Annotated in this window: 20 protein-coding genes; 12 read left to right on the top strand and 8 right to left on the bottom strand. The window is 67.8% G+C overall.

Annotation, left to right across the window (positions count from 1 at the left end; all coding sequences use genetic code 11):
- Positions 1–90: 90 nt before the first annotated feature.
- The 9 genes from PYV00_RS17480 to PYV00_RS17440 all read left to right on the top strand — a co-directional run bounded on the left by PYV00_RS17480 (position 91) and on the right by PYV00_RS17440 (position 8,960).
- A complete protein-coding gene (locus tag PYV00_RS17480) occupies positions 91–747 on the top strand; it encodes a TetR/AcrR family transcriptional regulator (RefSeq protein WP_275229561.1) in 657 nt (218 codons plus the stop codon).
- A gap of 167 nt (positions 748–914) precedes the next feature.
- Entirely contained in the window at positions 915–1,898 is a 984-nt protein-coding gene (locus tag PYV00_RS17475) for an MDR family oxidoreductase (protein WP_275229560.1), read from the top strand.
- Positions 1,899–1,920: 22 nt separating this feature from the next.
- A complete protein-coding gene (locus tag PYV00_RS17470) occupies positions 1,921–3,114 on the top strand; it encodes an FAS1-like dehydratase domain-containing protein (RefSeq protein WP_275229559.1) in 1,194 nt (397 codons plus the stop codon).
- 22 nt (positions 3,115–3,136) lie between these two features.
- Complete coding sequence (locus PYV00_RS17465) at positions 3,137–4,843, top strand: class I adenylate-forming enzyme family protein (protein WP_275229558.1); 1,707 nt, start codon at positions 3,137–3,139, stop codon at positions 4,841–4,843.
- 27 nt (positions 4,844–4,870) lie between these two features.
- A complete protein-coding gene (locus PYV00_RS17460) occupies positions 4,871–5,293 on the top strand; it encodes a nuclear transport factor 2 family protein (RefSeq protein WP_275229557.1) in 423 nt (140 codons plus the stop codon).
- Between the two features lie 85 nt (positions 5,294–5,378).
- Positions 5,379–5,813, top strand: coding sequence for a MarR family winged helix-turn-helix transcriptional regulator (locus PYV00_RS17455; protein WP_275229556.1), 435 nt, complete (start codon positions 5,379–5,381; stop codon positions 5,811–5,813).
- Positions 5,814–5,935: 122 nt separating this feature from the next.
- A complete protein-coding gene (locus PYV00_RS17450; RefSeq protein ID WP_275229555.1) occupies positions 5,936–6,670 on the top strand; it encodes an SDR family oxidoreductase in 735 nt (244 codons plus the stop codon).
- Positions 6,671–6,705: 35 nt separating this feature from the next.
- Positions 6,706–8,196: an aldehyde dehydrogenase family protein gene (locus tag PYV00_RS17445; protein ID WP_275229554.1), complete on the top strand. Its 1,491-nt coding sequence runs from the start codon at positions 6,706–6,708 to the stop codon at positions 8,194–8,196.
- Positions 8,197–8,207: 11 nt separating this feature from the next.
- Positions 8,208–8,960 carry a TetR/AcrR family transcriptional regulator gene (locus PYV00_RS17440; protein ID WP_275229553.1) on the top strand — a complete coding sequence of 251 codons (753 nt, stop codon included), beginning with the start codon at positions 8,208–8,210 and terminating at the stop codon, positions 8,958–8,960.
- Positions 8,961–8,993: 33 nt separating this feature from the next.
- On the opposite strand, the gene PYV00_RS17435 is transcribed toward PYV00_RS17440, so the two are convergent.
- Together PYV00_RS17435 and PYV00_RS17430 are read right to left on the bottom strand one after the other, a co-directional pair.
- Positions 8,994–9,818, bottom strand: coding sequence for an enoyl-CoA hydratase/isomerase family protein (locus tag PYV00_RS17435; RefSeq protein ID WP_275229552.1), 825 nt, complete (start codon positions 9,816–9,818; stop codon positions 8,994–8,996).
- An 18-nt stretch (positions 9,819–9,836) separates the two neighbouring features.
- Positions 9,837–12,041, bottom strand: a complete 2,205-nt coding sequence (locus PYV00_RS17430) for an acyl-CoA dehydrogenase family protein (protein ID WP_275229550.1) — start codon at positions 12,039–12,041, stop codon at positions 9,837–9,839.
- A 269-nt stretch (positions 12,042–12,310) separates the two neighbouring features.
- Here PYV00_RS17430 and PYV00_RS17425 point away from each other — a divergent pair, with 269 nt between their 5' ends.
- Together PYV00_RS17425 and PYV00_RS17420 are read left to right on the top strand one after the other, a co-directional pair.
- On the top strand, positions 12,311–13,102 hold the full coding sequence (locus PYV00_RS17425) for a DUF2889 domain-containing protein (protein WP_275229549.1): 792 nt from the start codon (positions 12,311–12,313) through the stop codon (positions 13,100–13,102).
- Positions 13,089–14,438: an amidohydrolase family protein gene (locus PYV00_RS17420; RefSeq protein WP_275229548.1), complete on the top strand. Its 1,350-nt coding sequence runs from the start codon at positions 13,089–13,091 to the stop codon at positions 14,436–14,438. Before PYV00_RS17425 ends, PYV00_RS17420 begins: the two co-directional genes overlap by 14 nt.
- A gap of 105 nt (positions 14,439–14,543) precedes the next feature.
- Here PYV00_RS17420 and PYV00_RS17415 read toward each other — a convergent pair whose 3' ends face one another.
- Complete coding sequence (locus tag PYV00_RS17415) at positions 14,544–15,344, bottom strand: helix-turn-helix domain-containing protein (protein WP_275229547.1); 801 nt, start codon at positions 15,342–15,344, stop codon at positions 14,544–14,546.
- 257 nt (positions 15,345–15,601) lie between these two features.
- Here PYV00_RS17415 and PYV00_RS17410 point away from each other — a divergent pair, with 257 nt between their 5' ends.
- A complete protein-coding gene (locus PYV00_RS17410) occupies positions 15,602–16,558 on the top strand; it encodes an enoyl-CoA hydratase/isomerase family protein (RefSeq protein ID WP_275229546.1) in 957 nt (318 codons plus the stop codon).
- On the opposite strand, the gene PYV00_RS17405 is transcribed toward PYV00_RS17410, so the two are convergent.
- The 5 genes from PYV00_RS17405 to PYV00_RS17385 form a co-directional block, all read right to left on the bottom strand.
- Positions 16,514–17,923, bottom strand: a complete 1,410-nt coding sequence (locus PYV00_RS17405) for an amidohydrolase family protein (protein WP_342803820.1) — start codon at positions 17,921–17,923, stop codon at positions 16,514–16,516. The two genes, PYV00_RS17410 and PYV00_RS17405, sit on opposite strands and share 45 nt — an antisense overlap.
- The gene (locus PYV00_RS17400) at positions 17,902–19,161 is read right to left on the bottom strand and encodes a CoA transferase (RefSeq protein ID WP_275229545.1); all 1,260 of its coding nucleotides are present in this window, start codon (positions 19,159–19,161) and stop codon (positions 17,902–17,904) included. The genes PYV00_RS17405 and PYV00_RS17400 overlap by 22 nt, the downstream gene beginning before the upstream one ends.
- On the bottom strand, positions 19,151–20,650 hold the full coding sequence (locus tag PYV00_RS17395) for a class I adenylate-forming enzyme family protein (protein ID WP_275229544.1): 1,500 nt from the start codon (positions 20,648–20,650) through the stop codon (positions 19,151–19,153). Before PYV00_RS17395 ends, PYV00_RS17400 begins: the two co-directional genes overlap by 11 nt.
- Positions 20,651–20,715: 65 nt before the next feature.
- Positions 20,716–21,006: a hypothetical protein gene (locus PYV00_RS17390; protein WP_275229543.1), complete on the bottom strand. Its 291-nt coding sequence runs from the start codon at positions 21,004–21,006 to the stop codon at positions 20,716–20,718.
- Between the two features lie 134 nt (positions 21,007–21,140).
- Entirely contained in the window at positions 21,141–22,367 is a 1,227-nt protein-coding gene (locus tag PYV00_RS17385) for a CaiB/BaiF CoA transferase family protein (protein ID WP_275229542.1), read from the bottom strand.
- Between the last annotated feature and the right edge of the window lie 8 nt (positions 22,368–22,375).

Genomic DNA, 22,375 nt, shown 5'->3' with positions numbered 1-22,375 from the left:
GCCATGAACGGGGGACGAGCAGCGATGGCAAGGGCAGGCGCGGCCGGAGTTGACCAGGCCGGGGGGGATCAGGCAGGCGCAAGGCGCCGGGTGCGCGATCCCGTCGCGACGCGCGAGACGATCCTGGAGGCGGCCAGCAACCTGCTGGCCAAGGACGGGCCGGAGGGCATCAGCCTGTCGGCCGTGGCGCATCTCGCCTCGGTCAATCGCGGCACTGCCTACCAGCATTTCGAAACCCGCGAGCGGCTGATCGAAGCGACGGTCCAGTGGGTTTCGGACAAGCTGTTCCGCGCCGTGTTCGGCGATCCCGCGACGCTGGGCGAGCGGCGGGTGGAGGAAGCGGACGTCTCCGGCCTGACCGAGCGCTTGTGCGATTTCGCCATGGAGAACCCCGATTTGTGCCGCGTCTGGCTGCAACAGGTGCTGGCCTCGCCCGATCCGCGGCAGGACCCGTTCTGGCGCGAGTATGCCGGCTCGTTCGGCCGTTTCGCCAAGACCGACATGGCAGAGCCCGATATCGACGTGGAAGTGCTTTCGGTGGTCAATCTGGCCGGCGTGTTCTTCTGGCCGATCCTGGCGCGGGCCCATGCCGCCGACCCCCGGCGCCGCAAGGAACTGGCCCGCCGGTTCAGCCGCGAGATCCTGCGCCTGTCGCTGTTCGGCACGATGCGGGCCGAGGCTTTTCCCGCGATTGTCGGCCGCGTGCGCGGCGAAAATCCAGGGGCGGGACCGGCCGCCGATCGCTGAGCCGGGGCCGCATCCACCGCAGGGGCGATGGCGGCGGCGGGGTGATTGACGCGGGCCACCGATTTGTCCTTGTGCGCACGTACGAATTTGTTAGCCCGCGCGGCGAAGACCGTGGCGCGGATGACCGGGCCAGATGAACCTGCCGGCTGAACCTGAAGGAGAGTTCGATGTTTTCCGCAATCGTGATCGACAAGAACGACGACGGCCAGACCGTGACGCTCCAGCAGCTCGATGAAAGCGCGCTGCCCGAAGGCGACGTGACGATCAACGTCGCCTATTCGACGCTGAATTTCAAGGATGGCCTGGCCATCACCGGCAGCTCGCCGGTCGTGCGCAAGTTTCCCATGGTGCCCGGTATCGACCTTGTCGGCACCGTGGCCGAAAGCAGCCATGCCGACTGGAAGGCTGGCGACACCGTCGTGCTCAATGGCTGGGGCGTGGGCGAGGGGCACTGGGGCGGGCTTTCGCAGAAGGCGAAGCTGAAGGGTGACTGGCTGGTGCCGCTGCCCGCCGCCTTCACTCCCCGGCAGGCGATGGCGATCGGCACCGCCGGCTACACCGCCGCGCTTTGCGTCGATGCGCTGGTCGATTGGGGCGTGACGCCGGACAAGGGCGAAGTGCTGGTGACGGGCGCCACGGGCGGCGTCGGCTCGGTGGCGATCGTGCTGCTCAAGAAGCTGGGCTTCTCGGTCGCCGCGCTGACCGGCAAGATGAGCGAAGCGGACTATCTCAAGGGCCTGGGCGCCGAAACGGTGATCGACCGCGCGGAAATGTCCGAGCGCGGCAAGCCGCTGCAGAAGGAGCGCTGGGCCGGCGTGGTCGACGCGGCCGGCAGCTATACGCTGGCCAATGCCTGCGCCCAGACGAAGTACGGCGGCGCGGTCGCGGCTTGCGGTCTGGCCCAGGGCGCCGATCTGCCCGCCACGGTGATGCCGTTCATCCTGCGCGGCGTGGCGCTCCTCGGCATCGAGAGCGTCATGGCCCCCAAGGCCCGCCGCCTCAAGGCGTGGGACCGGCTGGCGCGCGATCTCGATCCGGCCGCGCTCGATGCCATCGGCCACGAGATCGGCCTGGCCGACGCGATCGAGGCGGCCAAGAAGTTCATGTCGGGCGAAGTGACGGGGCGCTACATCGTCAACGTCAACGCCTGAACGCCGCCTTGGGAGAGGATTTATGGCAGATTATACAAGCAACGAAGGTCCGGTGATGGACCTCAGCGATGTCGAACCGCGCGTCGGCCAGCTGGTCGGCGGCGGCCAGCTTTCGGAACCGTGCAACCGCACGGACATCCGCCGCTGGGTCATGGCGATGGACTATGTGAACCCGCTGCACTGGGATCACCATTTCGCCGCGCGCACCCGGTTCGGCGATGTCATCGCGCCGCAATCCATGTGCGTCTCGCTCGATTACGGGCACGGCTGCCAGCCGGCCTGCGTCGGCCATATCCCCGGATCGCACCTGATCTTCGGCGGCGAGGAATGGTGGTGGTATGGCACGCATGTGCGCCCTGGCGACCAGCTTTTCCAGGAGCGGCGCTTCCACGACTACAAGGTGACCGACACCAAGTTCGCCGGCCCCACCATGTTCTCGCGCGGGGATACGATCCATCGCAACCAGCGCGGCGACCTGATCGCCAAGGCGCGCTCAACCGCGATCCGCTATCTGGCCAAGGAGGCGGAAAAGCGCGGCATGTACGATGAGACCGCCGGCGAGCCCAAGCGCTGGACCAGGGTCGAGCTGGCCGAGATCGACAAGATTCGCCACGAATGGTTCATGTCGAACCGCGAGGGCAAGTCGCCGCACTGGGAGGAGGTCTCCATCGGCGACAGGCTGCCGCGCCGGGTGATCGGGCCGCATTCGATCGCCAGCTTCACCACCGAATACCGCGCCTTCATCTTCAACATCTGGGGCTCGTTCGACTGGGTCGCGCCCGAAGGCGTCAAGGACCCCTGGGTGAACCAGGATCCGGGCTGGGTCGAAGGCTTCGGCTTCGACGAGGAACTGGCCAAGTACGATCCGCGCGCGCGCGACGGGCTGTATGTCGGCCCCTCGCGCGGGCACATCGACGACAGCTATGCCGGCGAGGTCGGCATGAGCCGGGCTTACGGCTATGGCGCGACGATGGCGGCGTGGAACACCGATTACCTGGCGTTCTGGGCCGGGCATGACGGCCTGGTCCGCCACGCCAAGTCGGACTTCCGCAGCCCGGCTTTCGAAGGCGACGTGACTTATATCGACGGCGAAGTGGTCGACAAGATCGAGCAGTCCGAATGGGGCGTGCCGATCGTGCAGATCAAGGTGAAGATGACCGACCAGAACGGCAAGACCGTGGTCAGCTCGCTCAACGAGGTCGAGCTGCCTTTCTGATCGCAACAGGACGAGGTGGGTGATGACAGGTTCGGTCAGGATCGTTGACGGGATGTCCGTGGCGCACGGCATCCCGCTCGCCGAGGAAGCAGGCGTCGGCGCGCTGACGCTGGGCGGCTATGTGCGCGAGATCGCCGAGCGCTATGGCCCGCGCGAGGCGGCGGTGATCCACCTTGACGGCAAGGCTGTGCGCTGGACTTACGCCGAGCTTTACGAGCGGGCGATGGACGTGGCCCGCTCGCTCGTCGCACTGGGCGTGGGCAAGGGCACGCGCGTCGGCATCATCATGACCAACCGCCACGAATTCCTCGCCAGCGTGTTCGGCGCGGCGCTGGCGGGCGGCGTCGCGACGCCGATCAGCACGTTCTACACCCCGGCCGAGATGGAAGTGGTGCTGCGGGCCTCGGGCGTATCGGTGCTGCTGATAGAGCGTCATGTCCTCAAGAAGGACTTCGCCCGGATGCTCGTCGAGTTGGAACCCACGGTGGCGACCGCGCCGGTGGGCGAGCTGGCTTCCACCATGTTCCCGTTCCTGCGCCATATCGCGACGATCGACCCCGAGCCGCTGGGCACGATCGAGGGCTGGGCGGATTTCCTCGCGCGCGGCAAGGCCGTCTCGCCCGATCTGGTGCTGGCCGCCGCCGATTGCGTGGCGCCGGCCGATCCGGGCATCCTGTTGTTCTCCTCGGGCTCCACCGGCAAGGCCAAGGGCATTCTCAGCGCGCATCGCGGCGTCTGCCTGCAGCTGTGGCGCTGGCCGAAGTGGTATGCCATCGATCCGGCCGCGCCGCCGCGCACCTGGTCGGCCAACGGCTTCTTCTGGTCGGGCAATTTCACCATGGCGCTGGGCGGCACGCTGTCCAGCGGCGGCACGCTGCTGCTCCAGCGCTGGTTCGATCCGGCCGAGGCGCTGGACCTGATGGACAAGGAAAAGGCGACGATGCCGCTCGCCTGGCCGCACCAGTGGCCGCAGCTGGCCGATGCGCCCAATTACGCGAGCGCCGATCTGTCCGCCATGCGCTATGTCGACATGTTCATGCCGATCGCGCAGCACCCCACGATCCACAGCACCTGGCGCGAGCCGGCGCAGGCCTATGGCAATACCGAGACGTTCACGCTGATCTCGGTCTTCCCGGTGGGAACGCCGCCCGAAGTGGCCGGCGACAGCCACGGCATCCCCACCGCCGGCTCGACCATCAAGATCGTCGAGCCGATGACCGGCGCGACGCTGCCGCTGGGCGAGCGTGGCGAGATCGCGGTCAAGGGCCCGACGCTGATGCTGGGCTATATCGGCATCCCGCTGGACGAATCGCTCGACGAGGACGGCTTCCTGCGCACCGCCGACGGCGGCTTCATCGACGAGCAGGGACGGCTGCACTGGGAAGGCCGGCTCAACGACATCATCAAGACCGGCGGCGCCAACGTCTCGCCGCTGGAGATCGACGCGGTGATCCGCGAGCATCCCGAGGTCAAGGTGTCGCAGACGGTGGGCGTGCCCGACGAGCTGCTGGGCGAACTGGTCGTCACCTGCATCGTGCCGCTGGAAGGCACCCGGCCCGACGCCGAGAGCATTCGCGGCTTCGCCAGGGAGAAGCTGGCCAGCTACAAGGTGCCGCGCCGCGTGCTCTTCGTCGAGGAGAGCGAGCTGGAGACCACCGGCAGCGCCAAGATCAAGACCGCCGAACTGCGCAAGCTGGCCGCCGCGCGGCTTGAAGCGCTGGCCGGCTAGCGTCCGGCGCGGGCGCGGAGGATGACCATGACCGCCACTCCCGATTTCGCCGACTGGCTGGCGATCTGCAATCTCAAGGCGGACTATTGCCGCCTGCTCGACACCAAGGACTGGGAAGGCTGGAAGCAGCTTTTCACCGAGGATTGCGTGATCGACACCACGGGCAGCGGCGGCAATGTCGCCACCGGGCGCGAGGCGTTCGTCGCTTCGGTGCGCGGCGCGCTGGCCAATGCGAAGACGGCGCATCAGATCCATTCGCCGCAGATCCGGCTGGCGGGCGACGAGGCGCATGTCATCTGGGCGATGCAGGACCGCGTGGTGAAGGACGAGTTCGCGCTCACCGGCTATGGCCATTATGACGAGCGCTATGTCCGCACTGGCGAGGGCTGGAAGATCGCCGAGCAGAAGCTGACCCGGCTGATCATGGAGATCGACCGGCCCGAGGGCTGACTTTTTTCGCCGGAACGGCGCGAAAGCCCGGCAGGGGCGGTGTTTTGCGCTGGCAAATAGTAAGCACTCTTATTATTTCACCGCCATGGACGGCAATATCGGCACGATGCTGGCGCAAGTCGCGCGCCTGTTGCGGCGCTCTTTCGATGAAAGGGCGCGGGGGATCGGCGTAACCCGGCCGCAATGGCAAGTGCTCAGCGTGCTGATGCGCAACGAGGGGATCAAGCAGGGCGGCCTTGCCGATATCCTGGAAGTGGAGCCTGTCACCGCCGGGCGCATGATCGACCGGATGCAGGAAGCCCAGCTTGTCGAGCGGCGGCCCGATCCGGCCGACCGGAGGGCCTGGCGGCTCTATCTCACCGGGCGGGGCGCCGATCTGCTCGACAAGCTGCGGCCTTGCGCGAACGAGACTTACGAGCACGCGCTGGACGGCGTCGGCGAGGCGGAACGCCGGCAGCTCTACGCCACGCTGGAGAAGATCCGCGCCAACCTGACGCGCAATCCGGGCGCCGAAACCTGAGCTTTTCCGCGGCCTGGCGGGCCGGCGCGGGGCAACTATCGCGGGCGCGATAGGCTCGCGCTTGCCTCGCCGTCGTGGTACTGGAAATCACACGCAAGCAATCAAGCACAGTGGGAGGATACGTGGGCAGGACAATCGTGATCACCGGCGCGGGCGTGGGTTTGGGGCGTGCCCTGGCGCGGCGCTTTGCCAGCGAGGGCGAAACGGTGATCCTGCTTGGCCGCACCTTCTCCAAGGTCGATGCGCTGGCGAAGGAGCTGGGCGAACCGCACTTCGCGGTGGAATGCGATGTCGCCTCGCCCGATTCCGTGCGCGCCGCCTTCGCCACGATTGGCGAGCGTCATCCGACGATCGACGTGCTGATCAACAACGCGGCGATCTTCGAGCCTTTCACCATCGCCGAGGCGCGCGACGACCAGATCCAGTCGATCCTCGCGATCAATCTTGCCGGCCCGATCTACTGCTGCCGCTCGGCCATCCCGATGATGCGGGCGGGCGGATGCATCATCAATGTCGGCAGCGAATCCGTGGTGCAGCCCTTCGCGATGCTCTCGCTTTACCAGTGCTCGAAGGCGGGGCTGGAAAAGCTGACCGAGAACCTGTCGCGCGAGCTGGACAGCGCGGGAATCCGCGTGTGCCTGATCCGCGCCGGCCAGATGTTCGAGGAAGGCAAGCAGACGGGCTGGGATCCCGAGGTCGCGATGCGCTTTGCCCAGGGCAGCGCCATGAACGGCCTCAACCTCAGGGAACGGCCGATCTCGCACGTCAATTCGGTGACCGACGCGTTCCGCACCGTGATCGACTGCTCGCCCGATGTTCGCATCACTCACGTTTCCATTGAGGCCCGCAGACCATGACCGACGCCGCCACGACTCTCGATAAGGATAGCACGATGACCACTCTTCCCGACGCCAAGCTTTTCATCGACGGCAAGCTGCGCGACGCGGCCGGCGGGCGGACTTATGACATCATCAGCCCCTGGACCGGCGAAGTGGTGGGCAAGGCGGCCGATGCCAGCGCCGAGGACGTGAACGAGGCGATCGCCGCCGCGCGCCGCGCCTTCGACGAGACCAACTGGGGTTCGGACGAGAACCGCCAGACCCGCTTCGAGCTGGTCAAGAAGTATCGCGAGCTGTTCGAGCAGAACCGCGATCGCCTGGCCGCGCTGGCGGTGCACGAAGCCGGCGCCGCGCAAGGCGCGGTGTTCCGCGCCCACGTCAACATGGCGCTCGATGGCTGGGACGATTACCTCGCGGTCTTCCCCAAGGTCGAATGGGAAAAGGACTATGGCGAGAAGGAAGCCTTCGGTTCGATCCACAAGCGGGTTGGCGTGCGCGAGCCGGTTGGCGTGGTCGGCGCGATCACGCCCTGGAACGTGCCGCTCTATGTCAACATCGGCAAGGTCGTCGCGGCGCTGCTCGCGGGCTGCACGGTGATCCTCAAGCCCGCGCCCAACACGCCGGGCATGGGCGCCATCTTTGGCGAGCTGGCGAAGGAAGCGGGCTTCCCCGATGGCGTGATCAACGTGGTGTTCGGCGCCGATCCGGCGCTGGCGGGCGAGATGCTCGTCACCGATCCGCGCGTCGACCTGATCTCGTTCACCGGCTCCACCGGCGTCGGCAAGCGCATCATGGAGCAGGGCGCGGCCACGCTGAAGCGCGTGTTCCTGGAACTGGGCGGCAAATCGGCCAAGATCGTGCTCGACGATGCGCCCAACTTCGCGATGGAAGTGGGCATGACCATGCTGGTGTTCCATGCCGGCCAGGGCTGCGCCGTGCAATCGCGCCTGCTCGTTCCCCGCAGCCGCTATGAAGAGGCCAAGGCGATCCTCAAGGGCGCCTATGGCCAGTTCGGCGACAACTGGGGTGACGTCGACAATCCCGCGCACATCATGGGCCCGGTCATCTCCAAGCGCCAGATGGACCGCGTGATGAGCTATATCGAGCTGGGCAAGGAAGAAGGCGCGACGCTGCTGGTCGGCGGCCATGCCCGCCCGGACAAGGGCGGCGGCTATTTCATCGAGCCGACCTGCTTCGTCGACGTGACCAACGACATGCGCATCGCCCAGGAAGAGATCTTCGGGCCGGTGCTCGTGGTCATTCCCTTCGAGGACGATGACGATGCCGTGCGCATCGCCAACGAAAGCAGCTATGGCCTTTCGGGCGGCGTCAGCTCGGGCGATCATGAGCGCGCAGTGCGGGTCGCCAAGCGCGTTCGCACCGGCTCGGTCAGCGTGAACAACGGCATGTGCATTGCCGGCGACATTCCCTTCGGCGGCTACAAGGCCAGCGGCATCGGCCGCGAATGGGGCGTCGAGGGGATCGAGGAATATACCGACGTCAAGATGCTGGCCTGGCCGGTCGGGCAGGCACAGCCGGCCTGAGCTTCGCGCCGGTGGCGAGCAAGGAAGCGGTCAGGAAGGCCGGGGGGAAGCCGCTCTTTCCCCCGGCGCCGGGCATTGCGACTGGCACCGGGGCCAATCTCGTCAGCCACAACCTCAATGGCCAGCGGCTCGGTCCCAAGGGGCGGGAAACGCGCGAGCGCATTCTGGCCGCGGCGATCGAGCTGATCGAATCCAGCGAAGAGGAGATGATCACGCTCAGCGCCGTCGCCCAGCGCGCATCGCTGCGGATGACCTCGCTCTACAACTATTTCTCCGACCTGACCGAGCTGATCATCGCGATCCTGGAGCCTGTCGCTGCCTCGGCCGAAGCGGCCTATCTCGCGCAGTTGCGTCCCCATTGGCCGGACGACGAGATCTATGAGCGCTGCTATGCTTTCGTGTTCGCCTACCATGCCTTCTGGGTGCGCCATTCGCGCCTGCTGCACTTGCGCAACACGATTTCCGATCATCGCGACCGCCGCATGATGATGCGACGGATCGACGCGGCGCGGCCGATCGTCGATCTGCTGGTGCGTCAGATGAACGCCACGCTCGAACCGGGCGGCGCGGCGCTTTCGATGGCGACCTTGCTGATGACGGGGATCGAGCGTTCGTTCACCATCGTGACCGACCGGCAACTGCCGCGCCTGATCGAGATGAACATCGAGCGGCCCGAACGCTATCTGGAGCCGAGCGCGCGCCTGCTCGAATTCGCCATTCGCGATATGCGCGCCCGCGTGGCGACGGGGGCCGAGCCGGGTTGATCCGGCGCCTGCGCCCCGCCTGGGCGGTGGACCTCAGCCCTTGTTGCCCTTGCCACCCACGCCCTTGAGGTATTCTTCCATGCCCTTGATGTAATCGGGGTTGAGCATGAGCGCGCTGTTGGCCATGCGCTCCACATGGCGCGCGGTGTCGCGGCCGACTTCGTGGCACATCTCGATGGCGATCTTGGCCGCGCCCATCTGCTCGCCGTTCTGCTTGGCCAGATGGCGGCAGAACTCCATGACTTCCTCCGCGAAAGTCTCGTCCGGGTAGACCTGATGGACCAGGCCCATGGTGAAGGCCATGTCGGCATCGGCCTTCCTGTTCGCCATGATCAGCCAGCGCGCCCAGTGCGGCCCGCAGATGCGGGTGAGGCGCGAGACGCCGCTGGAGGCCGGCAGCACGCCGAACAGCCCTTCGGGGAAGGCATAGCCCGCGCTCTTGGCGGCAAGGCGGAAATCGCACGAAAGGCTCATCTCCAGCCCGCCGCCCACGCACATCGCGTGATGCGCCACGACGAAGGGCTTTTCGATGTGCTCCATCTCATCCCACAGCTGCTGCATGTTGTTGAGATTGAGGCGATGGTTCTCGCGGATGCCGCGCGCGGTAGTGCTGATCGCGGTGGGCGAGACGATGTTCTGCTGGCCACCGCGCAAGTCCGCGCCGGAGCTGAAATAGCGCCCCGCCGAACGGATCAGCATGACTTTCAGTTCCGGCGTATCGCGGAACCGCAGCACCGCCTCGGTCAGCAGGTCCATCATCTGCCGGCTGATCGCGTTGAGCTTGTCCGGCCGGTTGAGCGTGGCGATGAGGATGCCTTCGCGGTCCTCGGTCAGCAGGTGTGGTGCTTCTTCGGTCATGGTCTGGTCTTTCCCGGCTCAGGCGCGCGTGCGGGGCAGGTTGAGGCCGCGCTCGGCGACCATCGAGCGGTGGACCTCGCTCGACCCGCCATAGATCGTCGTGCCCGCGGCATGGCGATAGCACTGGTTGAGGAAGCCGGCCGGCCCAGTGCGCTTCGACAGCGAGACCGGCGCGGTCAGATCGAGCAGATCGCGCGAGTCGCTGAGGAACTTCTCGGAAGAGAACATCTTCGACATGGGGCCGAAGGCGTGGTTCGGCTTCTTCTCTACGCTGGCCCATTGCGCCCGGTAGGTCAGCATGTCGGACATCCACAGGTTCGCCGTGGTGCGGGCCAGGCGCACTTGCGCCTGGGTGTGCTCGATCAGCGGCTTGCCGTCCGCCACGATCTCGCGACACAGATCCTCGGCGGCATGAAGCATCTGCTTGATGACCTTGGAGAAGCCGCCGCCGTGTTCGAGTTCGAGCGCGGCGCTCATCGTCTTCACGCCGCCATCGACATCGCCCAGCCGCCAGGAATCAGGGATGTGCACGCCATCATAGAAGGTGATGTTCGTGCGCTCGTCCTGGAACGTATAGACGGGCTGGATCGTCACGCCCTCGGTCTTGAGCGGGACGATGAACATCGTCAGGCCCTTGTGCTTGGGCACGTCCGGGTTGGTGCGCGTGAGCATCAGGACATAGTCGGCCAGGTTGGCGCCGGAGGTGAACATCTTGGTCCCGTCGATCCGCCAGCCATTGCCTTCGGGCGTGGCCTTGGTCTGCGCGGCGAAGACGTCCGAACCCGATCCGGGCTCGGTATAGCCAAGGCTGCACAGCGCATCGCCATTGATGATGCGCGGCAGCACTTCGGCCTTCAGCTCCTCGCTGCCGCACTTGTGGATGATCATCGCGACCATGCCGGCGACATTGGCGGCAGGTGTATTGTAGCCGTTCTGCTCGAAGGCGCCGAGCGCGGCGATCTTGGCATAGGCGGGGATGTTGCGTCCGCTCAGTTCCTCGGGCAGGCCGGGGAACAGCAGCTTGTTCTCGGCCAGCAGCTTGTGCACCTCGGGAACGTAGCCTTCCCACGAATAGTGGAACTTCTCGCGCATTTCGGGCGTGACGTTCGCGTCGAACAGCGCGTTGATCTCCTGAACGATCGCCGCCGCTTCCGGGCCGAGATCGAAGTCGATCGGAACATCGCCCGATGCCGGCAGCGTCGCGGCCTCGCCCGCGTAGAGCCGGCGGCCGGCTTCCTCCAGCGAGAGGACGGGATCGCCCGCGACCAGCGGCCAGGCCTTGGCGCGCAAGTTGTACAGGTGGATGTCGTATTCGGTGGTGAGGCCATAGCCGCCGAAAGTGTGCAGGCCCTGCGCCACGGCGCGGGCGGCGGCGTCGCTGGCCCACCAGAACGCGATCGAGATGGCCGCGCCGGCGGTGGGGGCATCGTCGAAGATGTCGCGGATCGCCTTCCACACCAGGAACTTGGCGCCGTCGATATCGCACAGCAGATCGGCGAGCGGGTGCGAGATGCCCTGGAACGTGCCGATGAACTGGCCGAAGGCCTTGCGTTCGCAGGCATATTCGGCCGCGAGCTTGAGCGCCTGGCGGCCCATCCCGGAAAGGCCGATGGCGATGTACAGCTTCCACTCCTCGATCCCCGCGGCGAAGGCGGCCAGCGCTTCCGCGCCGGTGCCCAGCGTCGTGGCTTCCAGCGCGCCCAGGTCGATCTCGGCCAGCGGCGTGCTGGCCAGGTTGTCCTCGCCCCGGCGCGCGGCCTCGGGCACCGTGACCAGCACCACGGCATCGCCGTTGCGCGCGATCACCGCTTCGGCGACGCTGCCCCCGGCGATCCACTGGACGGGCTGCGTCGCCATGTCGCGCAACGCGATCGAGACGACCGCCTCGCCCGCGATCAGGCGTTCGAGCAGTTCGCCTTGCTCACCGATCTGGCCCAGCAGGCGCGCGGCCACCAGCGCTTCGGCCAGCGGCCCGGAAACCAGCGTGCGGCCGGCCTCTTCCATCAGCAGCGCCGCGTCGAACAGGCCCAGCTCCATGCCGCCGGCCGCTTCGGGCACGCGCATCGCGAAAGCGCCCAGCTCGGCCAGGCCCGACCACAGCGCCGGATCGAAGCCGCCGGTCTCGATAGCCTTGCGCACGCGCACGGTGCTCGAATTCTCGTCGAGAAACCGCGCGAAGGTGTCGCGCATCATTTCCTGTTCGTCGGTAAGGTCGAAATTCATGGTGAGGCTTTCCCAGGGGCTTCTTGTTGTCGTGGAGGCCGAAACGATCGGCCCGTCCCATGTTCAACACCACAGACGCGGGAGGGGTTCAATCGGCTTTTTGGCGCAATCGCCCGCGCGATGGATGGCGGGCGCGGCGTGGGCGGACGATCGCCGCCGCGATGCTCGTGACCCCGGCTGGCCCGTGTGCGAGGGGAATGTTAGCCCTGCCGTCAGGCGCGAGGGAGGGCAAACCTGCCCGCCCCCCGAAAAGCGCCCCGGAGAAGCCAATGCCCGATCCCCGCGATGCCACGACGCTGCCCGGCTATCGCCGCGTGCTGCGCGTCGAGCCGGGGGAGGGCAGCGTGCTGGCGATGCTGGAGGACGATATCCATTGCATGGCGGTGCGGATCGACCATGCCGACGGTATCGTCACGCGGGTCGATCCCGTGACCGACCGGATGCCCTGGACCATGTGCCCCGGCGCGGGCGCGGTGCTGGTCGCCACGTTCGCCGGCCTGCCACTGGCCGAGGTCACTGCCCGGCGGTCGAAGAAGCAGAACTGCACCCACCTGCACGATCTTGCCGTTCTGGCCGCGGCCCACGCGCATGACCGTGCGCCGATCGAATTCGCCGTGTTCGCCTCCGACCCGGTTGCAGGCAGGCGGCTGCTGGAAATCCGCCGCGACGGCGCGGTGCTGCATCACTGGGTCGAACAGGATGGCGTGCTGGTCTCTCCCCCGGACGTGGCGGGCCAATCGCTGCTGACCTTGCGTGACTGGATCGGCGGGCTGGCCGGCGATCGGCAGGAAGCCGCGCGGTTGCTGCGATGGGCATCGCTGGTGGCGCACGGCCGCACCATTCCCGAAGCCGAGCAGAGCGAGGCGGCGGCGCTGCCGCCCAATTGCTACACCTTCCAGCCCGAACGCGCGGCGCAGGCGCGGCGCGTGGGCGAACGGTTCGATTTCAGCGCCGGTTCGCGCGTGCCGCTGGCCGGTTTGCATGATAGAATAGATGCCGCCCGGAGCCGGAACTCCGCAGACGCAAACCAGACCTGGGAGAAGACCGATGAAAATGAATGACATGGTGATCATCAGTGTCGATGATCACATCAGCGAACCGCCCGACATGTTTCAGAACCACTTGTCCGGCGCGGCGCTGGAAAGCGCGCCGAAACTGATCCAGGACGCGAACGGCAAGGACTTGTGGGTCTATCAGGGGCTGCAGTTTCCCTCGGTCGGGCTCAACGCGGTGGTCGGCCGGCCGTTCGAGGAATACGGCATGGAGCCGACCTCGCTCGATCAGCTGCGCGACGGCTGCTACAATGTGCATGAGCGCATCAAGGACATGGACGTCAACGGCATCGCCGCCTCGCTCAACTTTGGCAGCGTGTTCGATTTCGCCGGCGGGCGGCTCCACCGCGTGCCGGACAAGGATCTCGCGAAGATCCACATCAGCGCCTACAACGACTGGCATATCGACGAATGGTGCGGCGCCTATCCCGGCCGCTTCATCCCCTGCGCCATCCTGCCGACCTGGGACATGGACGCGACGATCGCCGAGCTGAAGCGCGTTTCGGCCAAGGGCTGCCACACCGTCTCGATCAGCGAGAACCCGACCTGCCAGGGCCTGCCCAGCATCCACAATGCCTATTGGGACCCGTTCTACGCGGCGATCAACGAACTGGACATGACGATCTGCCTGCACATCGGCGGTGGCAACCCGGCGCCGCACGCCTCGATGGAGACGCCGATCGAGGCGTGGATCTCCACCATGCCGATGTCGATCGCCTATGCCGCCTCGGACTGGCTGCAACTGGAAGCGCTGCACAAGTATCCCGACTTGCGCATCGCGCTTTCGGAAGGCTCGATCGGCTGGGTGCCCTATTTCACCGAGCGGGCGGACTTTTCCAACTGGCGGCACAAGGCGTGGACCAATTCGCGCTTCCAGCAGATGAAGCCGAGCGAGATGTTCAGGCGACACTTCCTCAACTGCTTCATCGACGATGCCTTCGGCCTGCAGAACATCCGGTTCATCGGCGAGGACAACATCGCCTATGAATGCGATTATCCGCATTCCGACACGCTCTGGCCCGAAGTGCCCGAGCATCTGTGGCCGACGATCAATCACCTGACCGACGCGCAGATCGACAAGATCACGCACCGGAACGCGATGCGCTGGTTTCGCTTCGATCCCTTCGCGCATTTTACCCGCGAGGAACTGACGGTCGGCGCGCTGCGCGAGAAGGCCAGGGCCGAAGGCGTCGATACCACGCCCAAGTCCTCGGCGGGCGAGCGGCCGGTCGACGAGGGGGACGATCGCCCGGTCACTTCGGGCGATATCATGAAGATGTTCATGCGCCATGAGGACAAGGACCGCATGTCGCGCGTGACGACGGCGGCCACCGCCGACGCCTGATCGGCGCGGATCGCCAATGAGAAAGGGCCGCGCCGGTATCCCCGGTGCGGCCCTTTCCCTTGGGAGAAGGTCTGGCTGGCAAACAGCCGGCGCGATGCGCCGCTGTCAGGCGGCGGACTGCAAAGGCTCGACGTTGGAAAGGCCGGGGTCGGGCAGGCAGGTGCGCATGGCATCGCCCATGCATTGCAGCAGCCCTTCGGCGTTCACTTTCTCGTCGCGGCCATAGATCACGCTGATCACCAGCGGGTGGCCGTCGGGCTGGCGCGGGATGAGCACCGAAAGCGCTTCCGCGCCGCTGCCGAAGCCGGCGGGGCCGAAAGCGTACTTCGCCTCGCGGCAAGTCTCGATCTTCGCCATCATGTCGGAGAACGAGAACTTGGCATCCTCGCGCGCTTCGGCGTTGATCCGGCGCACGATGCCTTCGCAGCGCGGGCGGGCGATGGTCGAAAGCATCAGCCAGCCGGCCGCGCTGGCGACGAGCGGTTCCTTGGCGCCGCCCGACAGCTCGCGCGTGGCGGCCGGGGCACGCGGGCCGTGGTGCCAGTTCACCACTTGCGCATCGAGCCCGACCAGCCCGGAGAGCACGACCGAAAGCCCGGTCTGCGCCGCCAGCCGATCGACCAGCCGGATCAGCCGGCCATCGCGCACCATCTCGGGCTGGCCGGCGGTGCCGAGCAGCGCGGCGCGCGGGGTGAGGCTGTAGGCGCGCGAATGCGAATCCTTGTGGAGAAGGCCAAGCTCGACGAGGCTGGAAAGCAGCTCGGACGTGCTCGACTGCGGCCGGTTGTAGCGGCGGACGATATCCATCACCGTCGCTTCGCGGTGCGCCTCGTCAAAATATTCGAGAACCTCGATGACGCGACGGGCGATCTTGGCCTTGTTCGTCGCCGACAGCTTCGCAGCCATTTGCCTCTCCTCCGTTGTCTGCTTGTATACGAAGATTTGTCTCCGGCTTCCGGCTTGTCAACCGAAAATGAAGTCTCTTCGTTTTTTCCTCACCTTGTTTAGCATCAAGCCGCGATGCCTGACAAGTCCGCAATGGCCGCGCCGCTCGGTTCGGCGCGATTCGGCCACGGTTCGCACGGGCTGGCCAAGCGGCGGGCGGAGGGGCATGAGTCGCGGATAGGACCGGATTCGTGATTAGGACGAGCGATATATCCGAAATGGATACCAGGGCGCTGACGATCGCCGCGCGGCGGCTGTGGGTGGGCGAATCGCCGTTCACCGGGCCGCTGGCCTTCGTCGATCTCGATGCCTGCGGCGAGGAGCCCTTCGCCATCGCGTTGCCGCCATGCCCGGTGATCGGTTTCGGCGTTGCGGCGGGCTGGCTGGCGGGGCAGCTCGATGCGGTGATCGCGCCGCCGGTCACGCCTGCGGCGATCGCCGCGCAAGTCATGGCCCGCCCGCTCGCGGCGGCAAGCGTGGTGCAATTGCTGCGCCTCCTGCCGGGGCTGGATGGCGAGCAGGGGCTGGTCGCCGAATCGATGGCCTATGCGATGCTGCAGGCCAGCGGCGAGCATAGCGCCTGGCAGGCGGCGCGCCCTTCCGGCATGGCGCCCGCTGCCGCCGGCACCGTGCGCGTCGAACGCCGTGACGATCGCCTCACCATCACGCTTGACCGGCCCGATGCGGGCAATGCGATCGACCGGGCCATGCGCGATGCGCTGCACGAAGCGCTGGCGCTGGCCGCCGCCGACCCGGATCTGACGCGAATCTCGCTGCGCGCGGCGGGCAAGGCGTTCAGCCTCGGCGCCGATCTGGCCGAGTTCGGCACGACCGCCGATCCCGCCACGGCCCACGCCATCCGCGCGCGCACGCTGCCGGCGCGGATGGCCTTGCGCTGCGCCGACCGGCTCGACGCGCATGTGCGGGGGGCCTGCATCGGTGCCGGGCTGGAACTGGCGGCATTCGCCGCGCGGCTGACGGCGGCGCCCGGCGCGTGGTTCCAGTTGCCCGAGCTGGCCATGGGCATCCTGCCGGGCGCGGGCGGCTGCGTTTCGCTGACCCGGCGCGTAGGGCGCCAGCGCGCGGCGCTGCTGATCCTTTCGGGCAAGCGGCTCAGTGCGCGGCAGGCGCTAGACTGGGGCCTGATCGACGCCATCGTGGACGAGGCGCCCTGACACGAATGTGGCACTGACGTCCACGGCGGCGAGCCGTTCGCACGCCCGCCGCCAGGGCCGGTCGAGCAGGCACAGGTCGGCCGGGCCGCCAACCGCGATGCCGCGATGCCGCGTGAGATCCTCGGGATCGGCCAGGTAGAGCGCCAGCGCCGCATCGGGAGCGAGCGCTTCGTCCGCGCCGATCACCGCGCCGCCCGCCGTGGTCCGGCTCACCGCAGCCGCCATGGCGGCCCAGGGATCGGCCGAGCCGAACGGCGCGTCGCTGCCGCCGACCAGTGCCACGCCCGCTTCAGCCAGGCTGCGCAGGCGGTAGAGATCGCCATGGTGGCGCGCCTCGACATCGGCGAGATAGCGATCGCCACGCTCGGCCACGAAGTGCGGCTGTACGCAGACGCGCAGGCCCAGCGCGGCGATCCGGCCGACCAGTTCGGGCGAGGCGACCGAGGCGTGCTCGATCCGGTCGCCCGGCATGGCGCCCGCCCCCTCGAACGCGGCGAGCGCGAAGACCAGCTCCACTTCCGACACGCAATGGACCGCGACGGCGCGGCCTTGCCGGTGGGCCTGGACGACGAAGGCCGTCGCATCATCGAAAGCGGGCAGGGCGGCCTCGTGCAAGTGCAGCTTGGCCGGGCCGATATGCCAGGCGCCGGGCGCGGCTTCGGCCAGCGAGAGCGCGCCGGCCAGCGTGCAGTGCTGCGCCAGCGATCCGCCCGCGATCTGCGCGGCGACATGCGCGGCTATCGCCGGATCGTTGCGCGGCGACATGTCGGTCACGCCGGTCACGCCGCGACGCGCCAGCGCGGCGCTGACCGCGCCGAGATCGGGCGGCAGGCTGCCGAGCGCGCGTTGCAGCCAGACGTCCTCGTCGAACAGCCGTCCGGTGAAGCGGGCGCCGACCCGTTCCAGCCCCTCGGGCGGGTCGGCGCGGGCCAGCAAGTCTGCCAGCGCGGCATGGTTGAGCAGCCACATGCGGCCCGATCGGTGCTGGATGCGCAAGGGGCGATCAGCCACGAAGCGGTCGAGTTCATCGGCATCGGGCAAGCCGCCCAGCACGCTTTCGTGAAAGCCGATGCCGCGTATCCAGCCGGTGCCGGGCCGGCGCAGTCGCGCGGCAAGCGCCGGCGCATCGGTGACTTCGGGCGGGCCGCAAGGCACCGAAGCCTCGCGCGCGGCCAGTGCGGCCAGGTGGATGTGGTGATCGTGCAGGCCGGGCAGGAGCGCATGTCCGCGTGCGGCGATCACCCGCTCGCCGGGACGTGCGGCCAGGTGGCCGATGGCGGCGATCGCATGGCCTTCGATCCGCACATCGGCTCGGCCGTGCCCGAACACCTCGGCATCGTGGATCAGCACGCGGTGGATCGGCACGCGGCCAGGCCGGGCAGGTAGCGCGGCGTATCCGCGCCGAGCGGGCGCACCTCGCCCCACAGCGGACGGCGCGCGACCGTGGGAAAACGCTGGCCCACCGCCGCCGCCCAGGCGCGCAGTTCCCGCGTGAGCGCGGCGGCATCGTGCGCCCGCTCCTCGGCCAGTGCGCGCGCGGCGATCGCGCTCATCGCGAAGCCGATGCGCCGGGCCCCGCCGTCTTGCAGCGCGCGCCAGCCTTCGCGCGCCGCGACGATCCCGGTGAGCGGATCGGCAATCGCATCGCCGACATAGCCCATGGTCCCGCTCGCCTCGGCCAGCGCGCGGCTGAGCCCGGCGGCGACGCCGCAATCGTTGCCGATGCCGGTCCAGTTGGCTGCCTCCCCGCGCGCGCCGTGGCCTGTGACGGTGAGCCAGACGAGCCCCGGCACCGCGCGCACCAGCGCATCGGCATCGATCCCGAGATGGCGCAGCGCGCGCGGGCGCGAGGATTCGATCACCACGTCGGCACGCCGGATGAGCCCGACCAGCTCGGCCTTTTGCGCCGCGTCGGCGAAATCGACCAGGATGCTGGCCTTGCCCTGGTTGATCAGGTCGAATGTGGCCGGATCGTCGCGGCGGATCAGGTCGGGCCGGGTCAGGCTCTCCACTTTCACCACGTCCGCGCCGGCCAGCCAGAGCAGATGTCCGGCAAGCGGCCCCGCCCAGATCGCCGAGAGGTCGATCACCAGCGGCCGGTGGCCGCGCGGCCGGTCGCGCGGCGGGCCGCGCGTCATGATCTCCACAGGCGGCGAGGCGGGCGTTTCGTGCGCCGAGGCCACCGGCAGGCCGAGATCGCGCCCGCGCGTGACGAGATCGGCGCAATCGCGCGCCAGCACGGCGGCGGCGATCGCCGCGTTGTCGGCGATGGCGATGGTTTCGTCACCGAACAGCGCGGGCAGCAGTTGGCGATCCTCGGCGCGGATCAGCGTGAGCGCGAACCAGCCGCCATCGCGCGTGGGCATCAGCCGGCTGCCGCCCAGGCCGGCCGAGACCGGGCCGTTGATCGTGTAGACCCCGTTGGACCCACGCTCGCCCATCAGCGTCGCGCCATCCAGCGCGGCGATGCGCGGCGATGCGGTTTCGGCGGCCAGCGTCTTGAGCTGCCGGTCGGCCCAGCGCGCGAGCGGGATCGCCGGGCCGCCGCTCCGCGCCTTATTCGGCGCCCTATTCGGCGCCCTATTCGGCGCCCTATTCGGCAAGGACTTCCTTGACCTTGCGCCGCAGCAGCTTGCCCATTTCGTTGTAAGGCAGTTCGGAAGTGAACAGGATCTTCTCGGGCACGCGCGAGGAGCGCAGGCGGCCGCGCACGAGGTCCTTGAGCTCGGCCTCGGACGGCGGCTGATGCCCTTCGCGCGTGACCACCGCGACGCCCACCGCCTCGCCCCATTCGACCGAGGGGATGCCCACGGCCGCGACATCGGAAATCGCCGGGTGGGTCAGCAGCACGTCCTCGATCTCGCCGGGTGACATGTTCTCGCCGCCGCGCACGATCACGTCGTCGGCCCGGCCCGAGAGGAACAGATAGCCGTCCTCGTCCAGATAGCCGGCATCGCGCGTGGGGAACCAGCCATCGGCGGTCAGCGCGCTCTTTTCCTTGTATTCGCCCGAGACCTGGTCGCCCCGCACATAGATCTCGCCCGGCTCGTTGGGGCCGCAGACCCGGCCCTCCTCGTCGCGGATCTCGATCTCGACAGTGGGCAGCGGCACGCCCACCGAAGACAGGCGGGCGCGGACCCTGGGATCGTCCGAGGCGTGCGCGGCGCGGTGCTCCTCGGGGCCGAGCAGGGCGATGGTCGAGCTGGTCTCGGTCAGGCCATAGGCATTGGTGAAGCTGGCTTGGGGAAACAGGTCCAGCGCGCGGTGGATGATCTCCAGCGGCATCTTGCCGCCGCCATAGGCCACCGCGCGCAGCGATCCGAGATCGGCGGCGTGGCCCTTGTCGATCGCCTCGATGATGCGCGACAGCATGGTCGGCACGACGAAGGCGTTGCTCACCTGCTCCTGCGCGACAAGGTCGAGCCAGCCTTCGGGCGAGAACGACGGCAGCATCACGATCTTGCGATTGGCGTAGATCGATGACATCAGCGCTGAAATGCCGGCGATGTGATAAGGTGGCACCGAAACCAGCGCGGCATCGCTTTCCTCGGCCGCGCCGAACTCGACCGAGCCCAGGATATAGCCCAGCAGGTTCGAATGGCGCAGGATCGCCGCCTTGGGCGCGGCGGTGGTGCCGCTGGTGAACAGCTGCACCGCGATGCCCTGGCCCGGATCGTATTCGCGCTCGTCATCCGCCGGCCAGACTTCCTGTGTCTTGAGCGTGAACAGCTCGCGCGCATAGACGGTGTGGCCCTGCTCGCCCGCGATCCGCTCGACGCGTTCCTCGTCGCCGACCACCAGCGCCGGCGCGATCCGATCGAGCAGCGCGGCCAGGTCCGCGTCGGGCAGGCGATAGTTGAGCGGGCAATAGGGCACGCCGGCCAGCGCCGCGCCGAACAGCGCGATCACCGCCGCCTCGCTGCTCTCGTCGAGCAGCGCGACGTATTCCGCGCCGCTTTCCTGGATCAGCTCGAAGGCGCCGCGCGCCGCGCTCAGGAGGTCGCCGTAAGTCCAGCGCTTGCCGTCGCAGACGAGGCCGATACGGTCGGGCGCGGCGTCGGCGGCCATTTCCAGGAGAAGGGCGATGTTCATCGGGGCTTGCGGAACCTCAGATGCGGGGCTGCGGGTGGGGGCTTGGCGTCAGGTCTGGCAGGCGATCAGTCGGACGCGGGCAGCGGCTTGGCATCCTTGATGACCAGCGCGACGCCATCGACCGAAAGCGAGCCCTTGCCCGGCTTGACGCAGAGCAGCTCGTACTTGCCGTCGGCATCGACATAGCGCTTGCCCATCAGCGTGCCGGCGGAGAAATCGGGCGAGAGCGGGGCCGGTTCCGCCGGCTTGGCCTCACCCATCGGCGCGCCGCCGCATTCGATCGTGCCGTCGCCGGAACGGATCACCATCACTTCGGTGTCGCAGGCGGCGCTCTTGAGACGGGTACCGGGTTTCATGGCCAAATTCCTCGATTCTGGATTATCGTTTCATGCGAAATGCGCCGCACGCCTTTAAGCGAGCGGTATGCCCGGATTCAAGCGCGAGTTCCAGCGATGCCGCCCCAGTAACGTGGCATCGCCGCCGCGAACGCTCAGGCGATCGCGCCACTGGCCTTGAGCGCCGCGATCCGGGCCCAGTCCAGCCCGTGTTCCAGCAGGATCTCCTCGGTATGCTCGGACGCCTGCGGCGCGCGGGTGGCGCGGATCGGCTCGTGATCGAACTGGACCGGGCTGCGCACGAGCCGGATCGGCGGCGACCCGTCGATCGGATCGACCTCGATGAAGGCATCGTTGGCGATCGCCTGCGGGTCCTGCCCCAGATCGAGCAGGCTTTGCACCGCCGCCCACTGGCCCTTCATCGTCTTGAGATGCTCGCGCCAATAGGCGAAGGGCCGGGCGGCGAAGGCCGCGGCGATGATCTGGCTGGCCGCCGCGCTGTTTTCCATCAGCGCCAGCGCATCGGCAAAGCGCGGATCGTCGGCCGCCTCGGGCACCCCCAGATGCGTGAAGGTGTCGCGGATGCAAGGGCCGGGCACCAGGATGAACAGGCTGATGACGCGGTTGTCGGCCGTCTGGAAATGGCCGAGGAACGGGTTCACCAGGGCGCCGCCGGGCCTGGGAATGCCCACGCGCATCTGCTTGCCGGTGTGCAGGTAAGGCGCCACCACCATGCCCGACATCCACATCGCGCTGTTGAGCAGCGAGACGTCGACCTCGGAAGGCTCGCCCGTCTGCGATCGGTGGAACAGCGCTGCCGCGATGCCGCCGGCCAGGTACATCCCGCTCATCGAATCGCCCATGCCACCCACGCCCATGGTCAGCGGCACGTCGAACTCCTCGGGCGTCAGCGCATGGGCAACGCCCGAGTGGATCCAGAAGGCGGTGGCATCGAATCCGCCGCGATCGCGGTCCGGCCCCTTGTCGCCAAAGCCGCTGCCGCGCGCGTAGATGATGTCCGGGTTGGCTGCGCGGATCTGCTCGACATCGATGCCCAGCTTGCGGCGCACGCCGGGCAGGTAATTGGTGAGGAAGACATCGGCCTCGCGCGCCAGTTCGTAGACCAGATCGCGCCCTTCGGGATGCGACACGTCGATGCCGATGCTGCGCTTGCCCCGGTTGGGCTGCTCGATCATCGGGTTGACCACCGGATCGAGCTGGACGCCCCCGATCGAGCGCATCCCGCGCTGCGCGTCACCGCGCAGCGGATGCTCCACCTTGATGACGTCGGCGCCCCAGTCCGCCAGGACGGCGCCGGTGGCGGGCACGAAGACGTACTGGGCCACTTCCAGGACCCGGACGCCTTGCATCACCCGCTTCATGCCGGCGC

Origin of the sequence: Novosphingobium album (ex Liu et al. 2023), from assembly GCF_029076845.1 — a bacterium.
Taxonomy (GTDB): Bacteria; Pseudomonadota; Alphaproteobacteria; order Sphingomonadales; family Sphingomonadaceae; genus Novosphingobium.
This window is presented reverse-complemented; position numbering and strand designations above follow the sequence as displayed.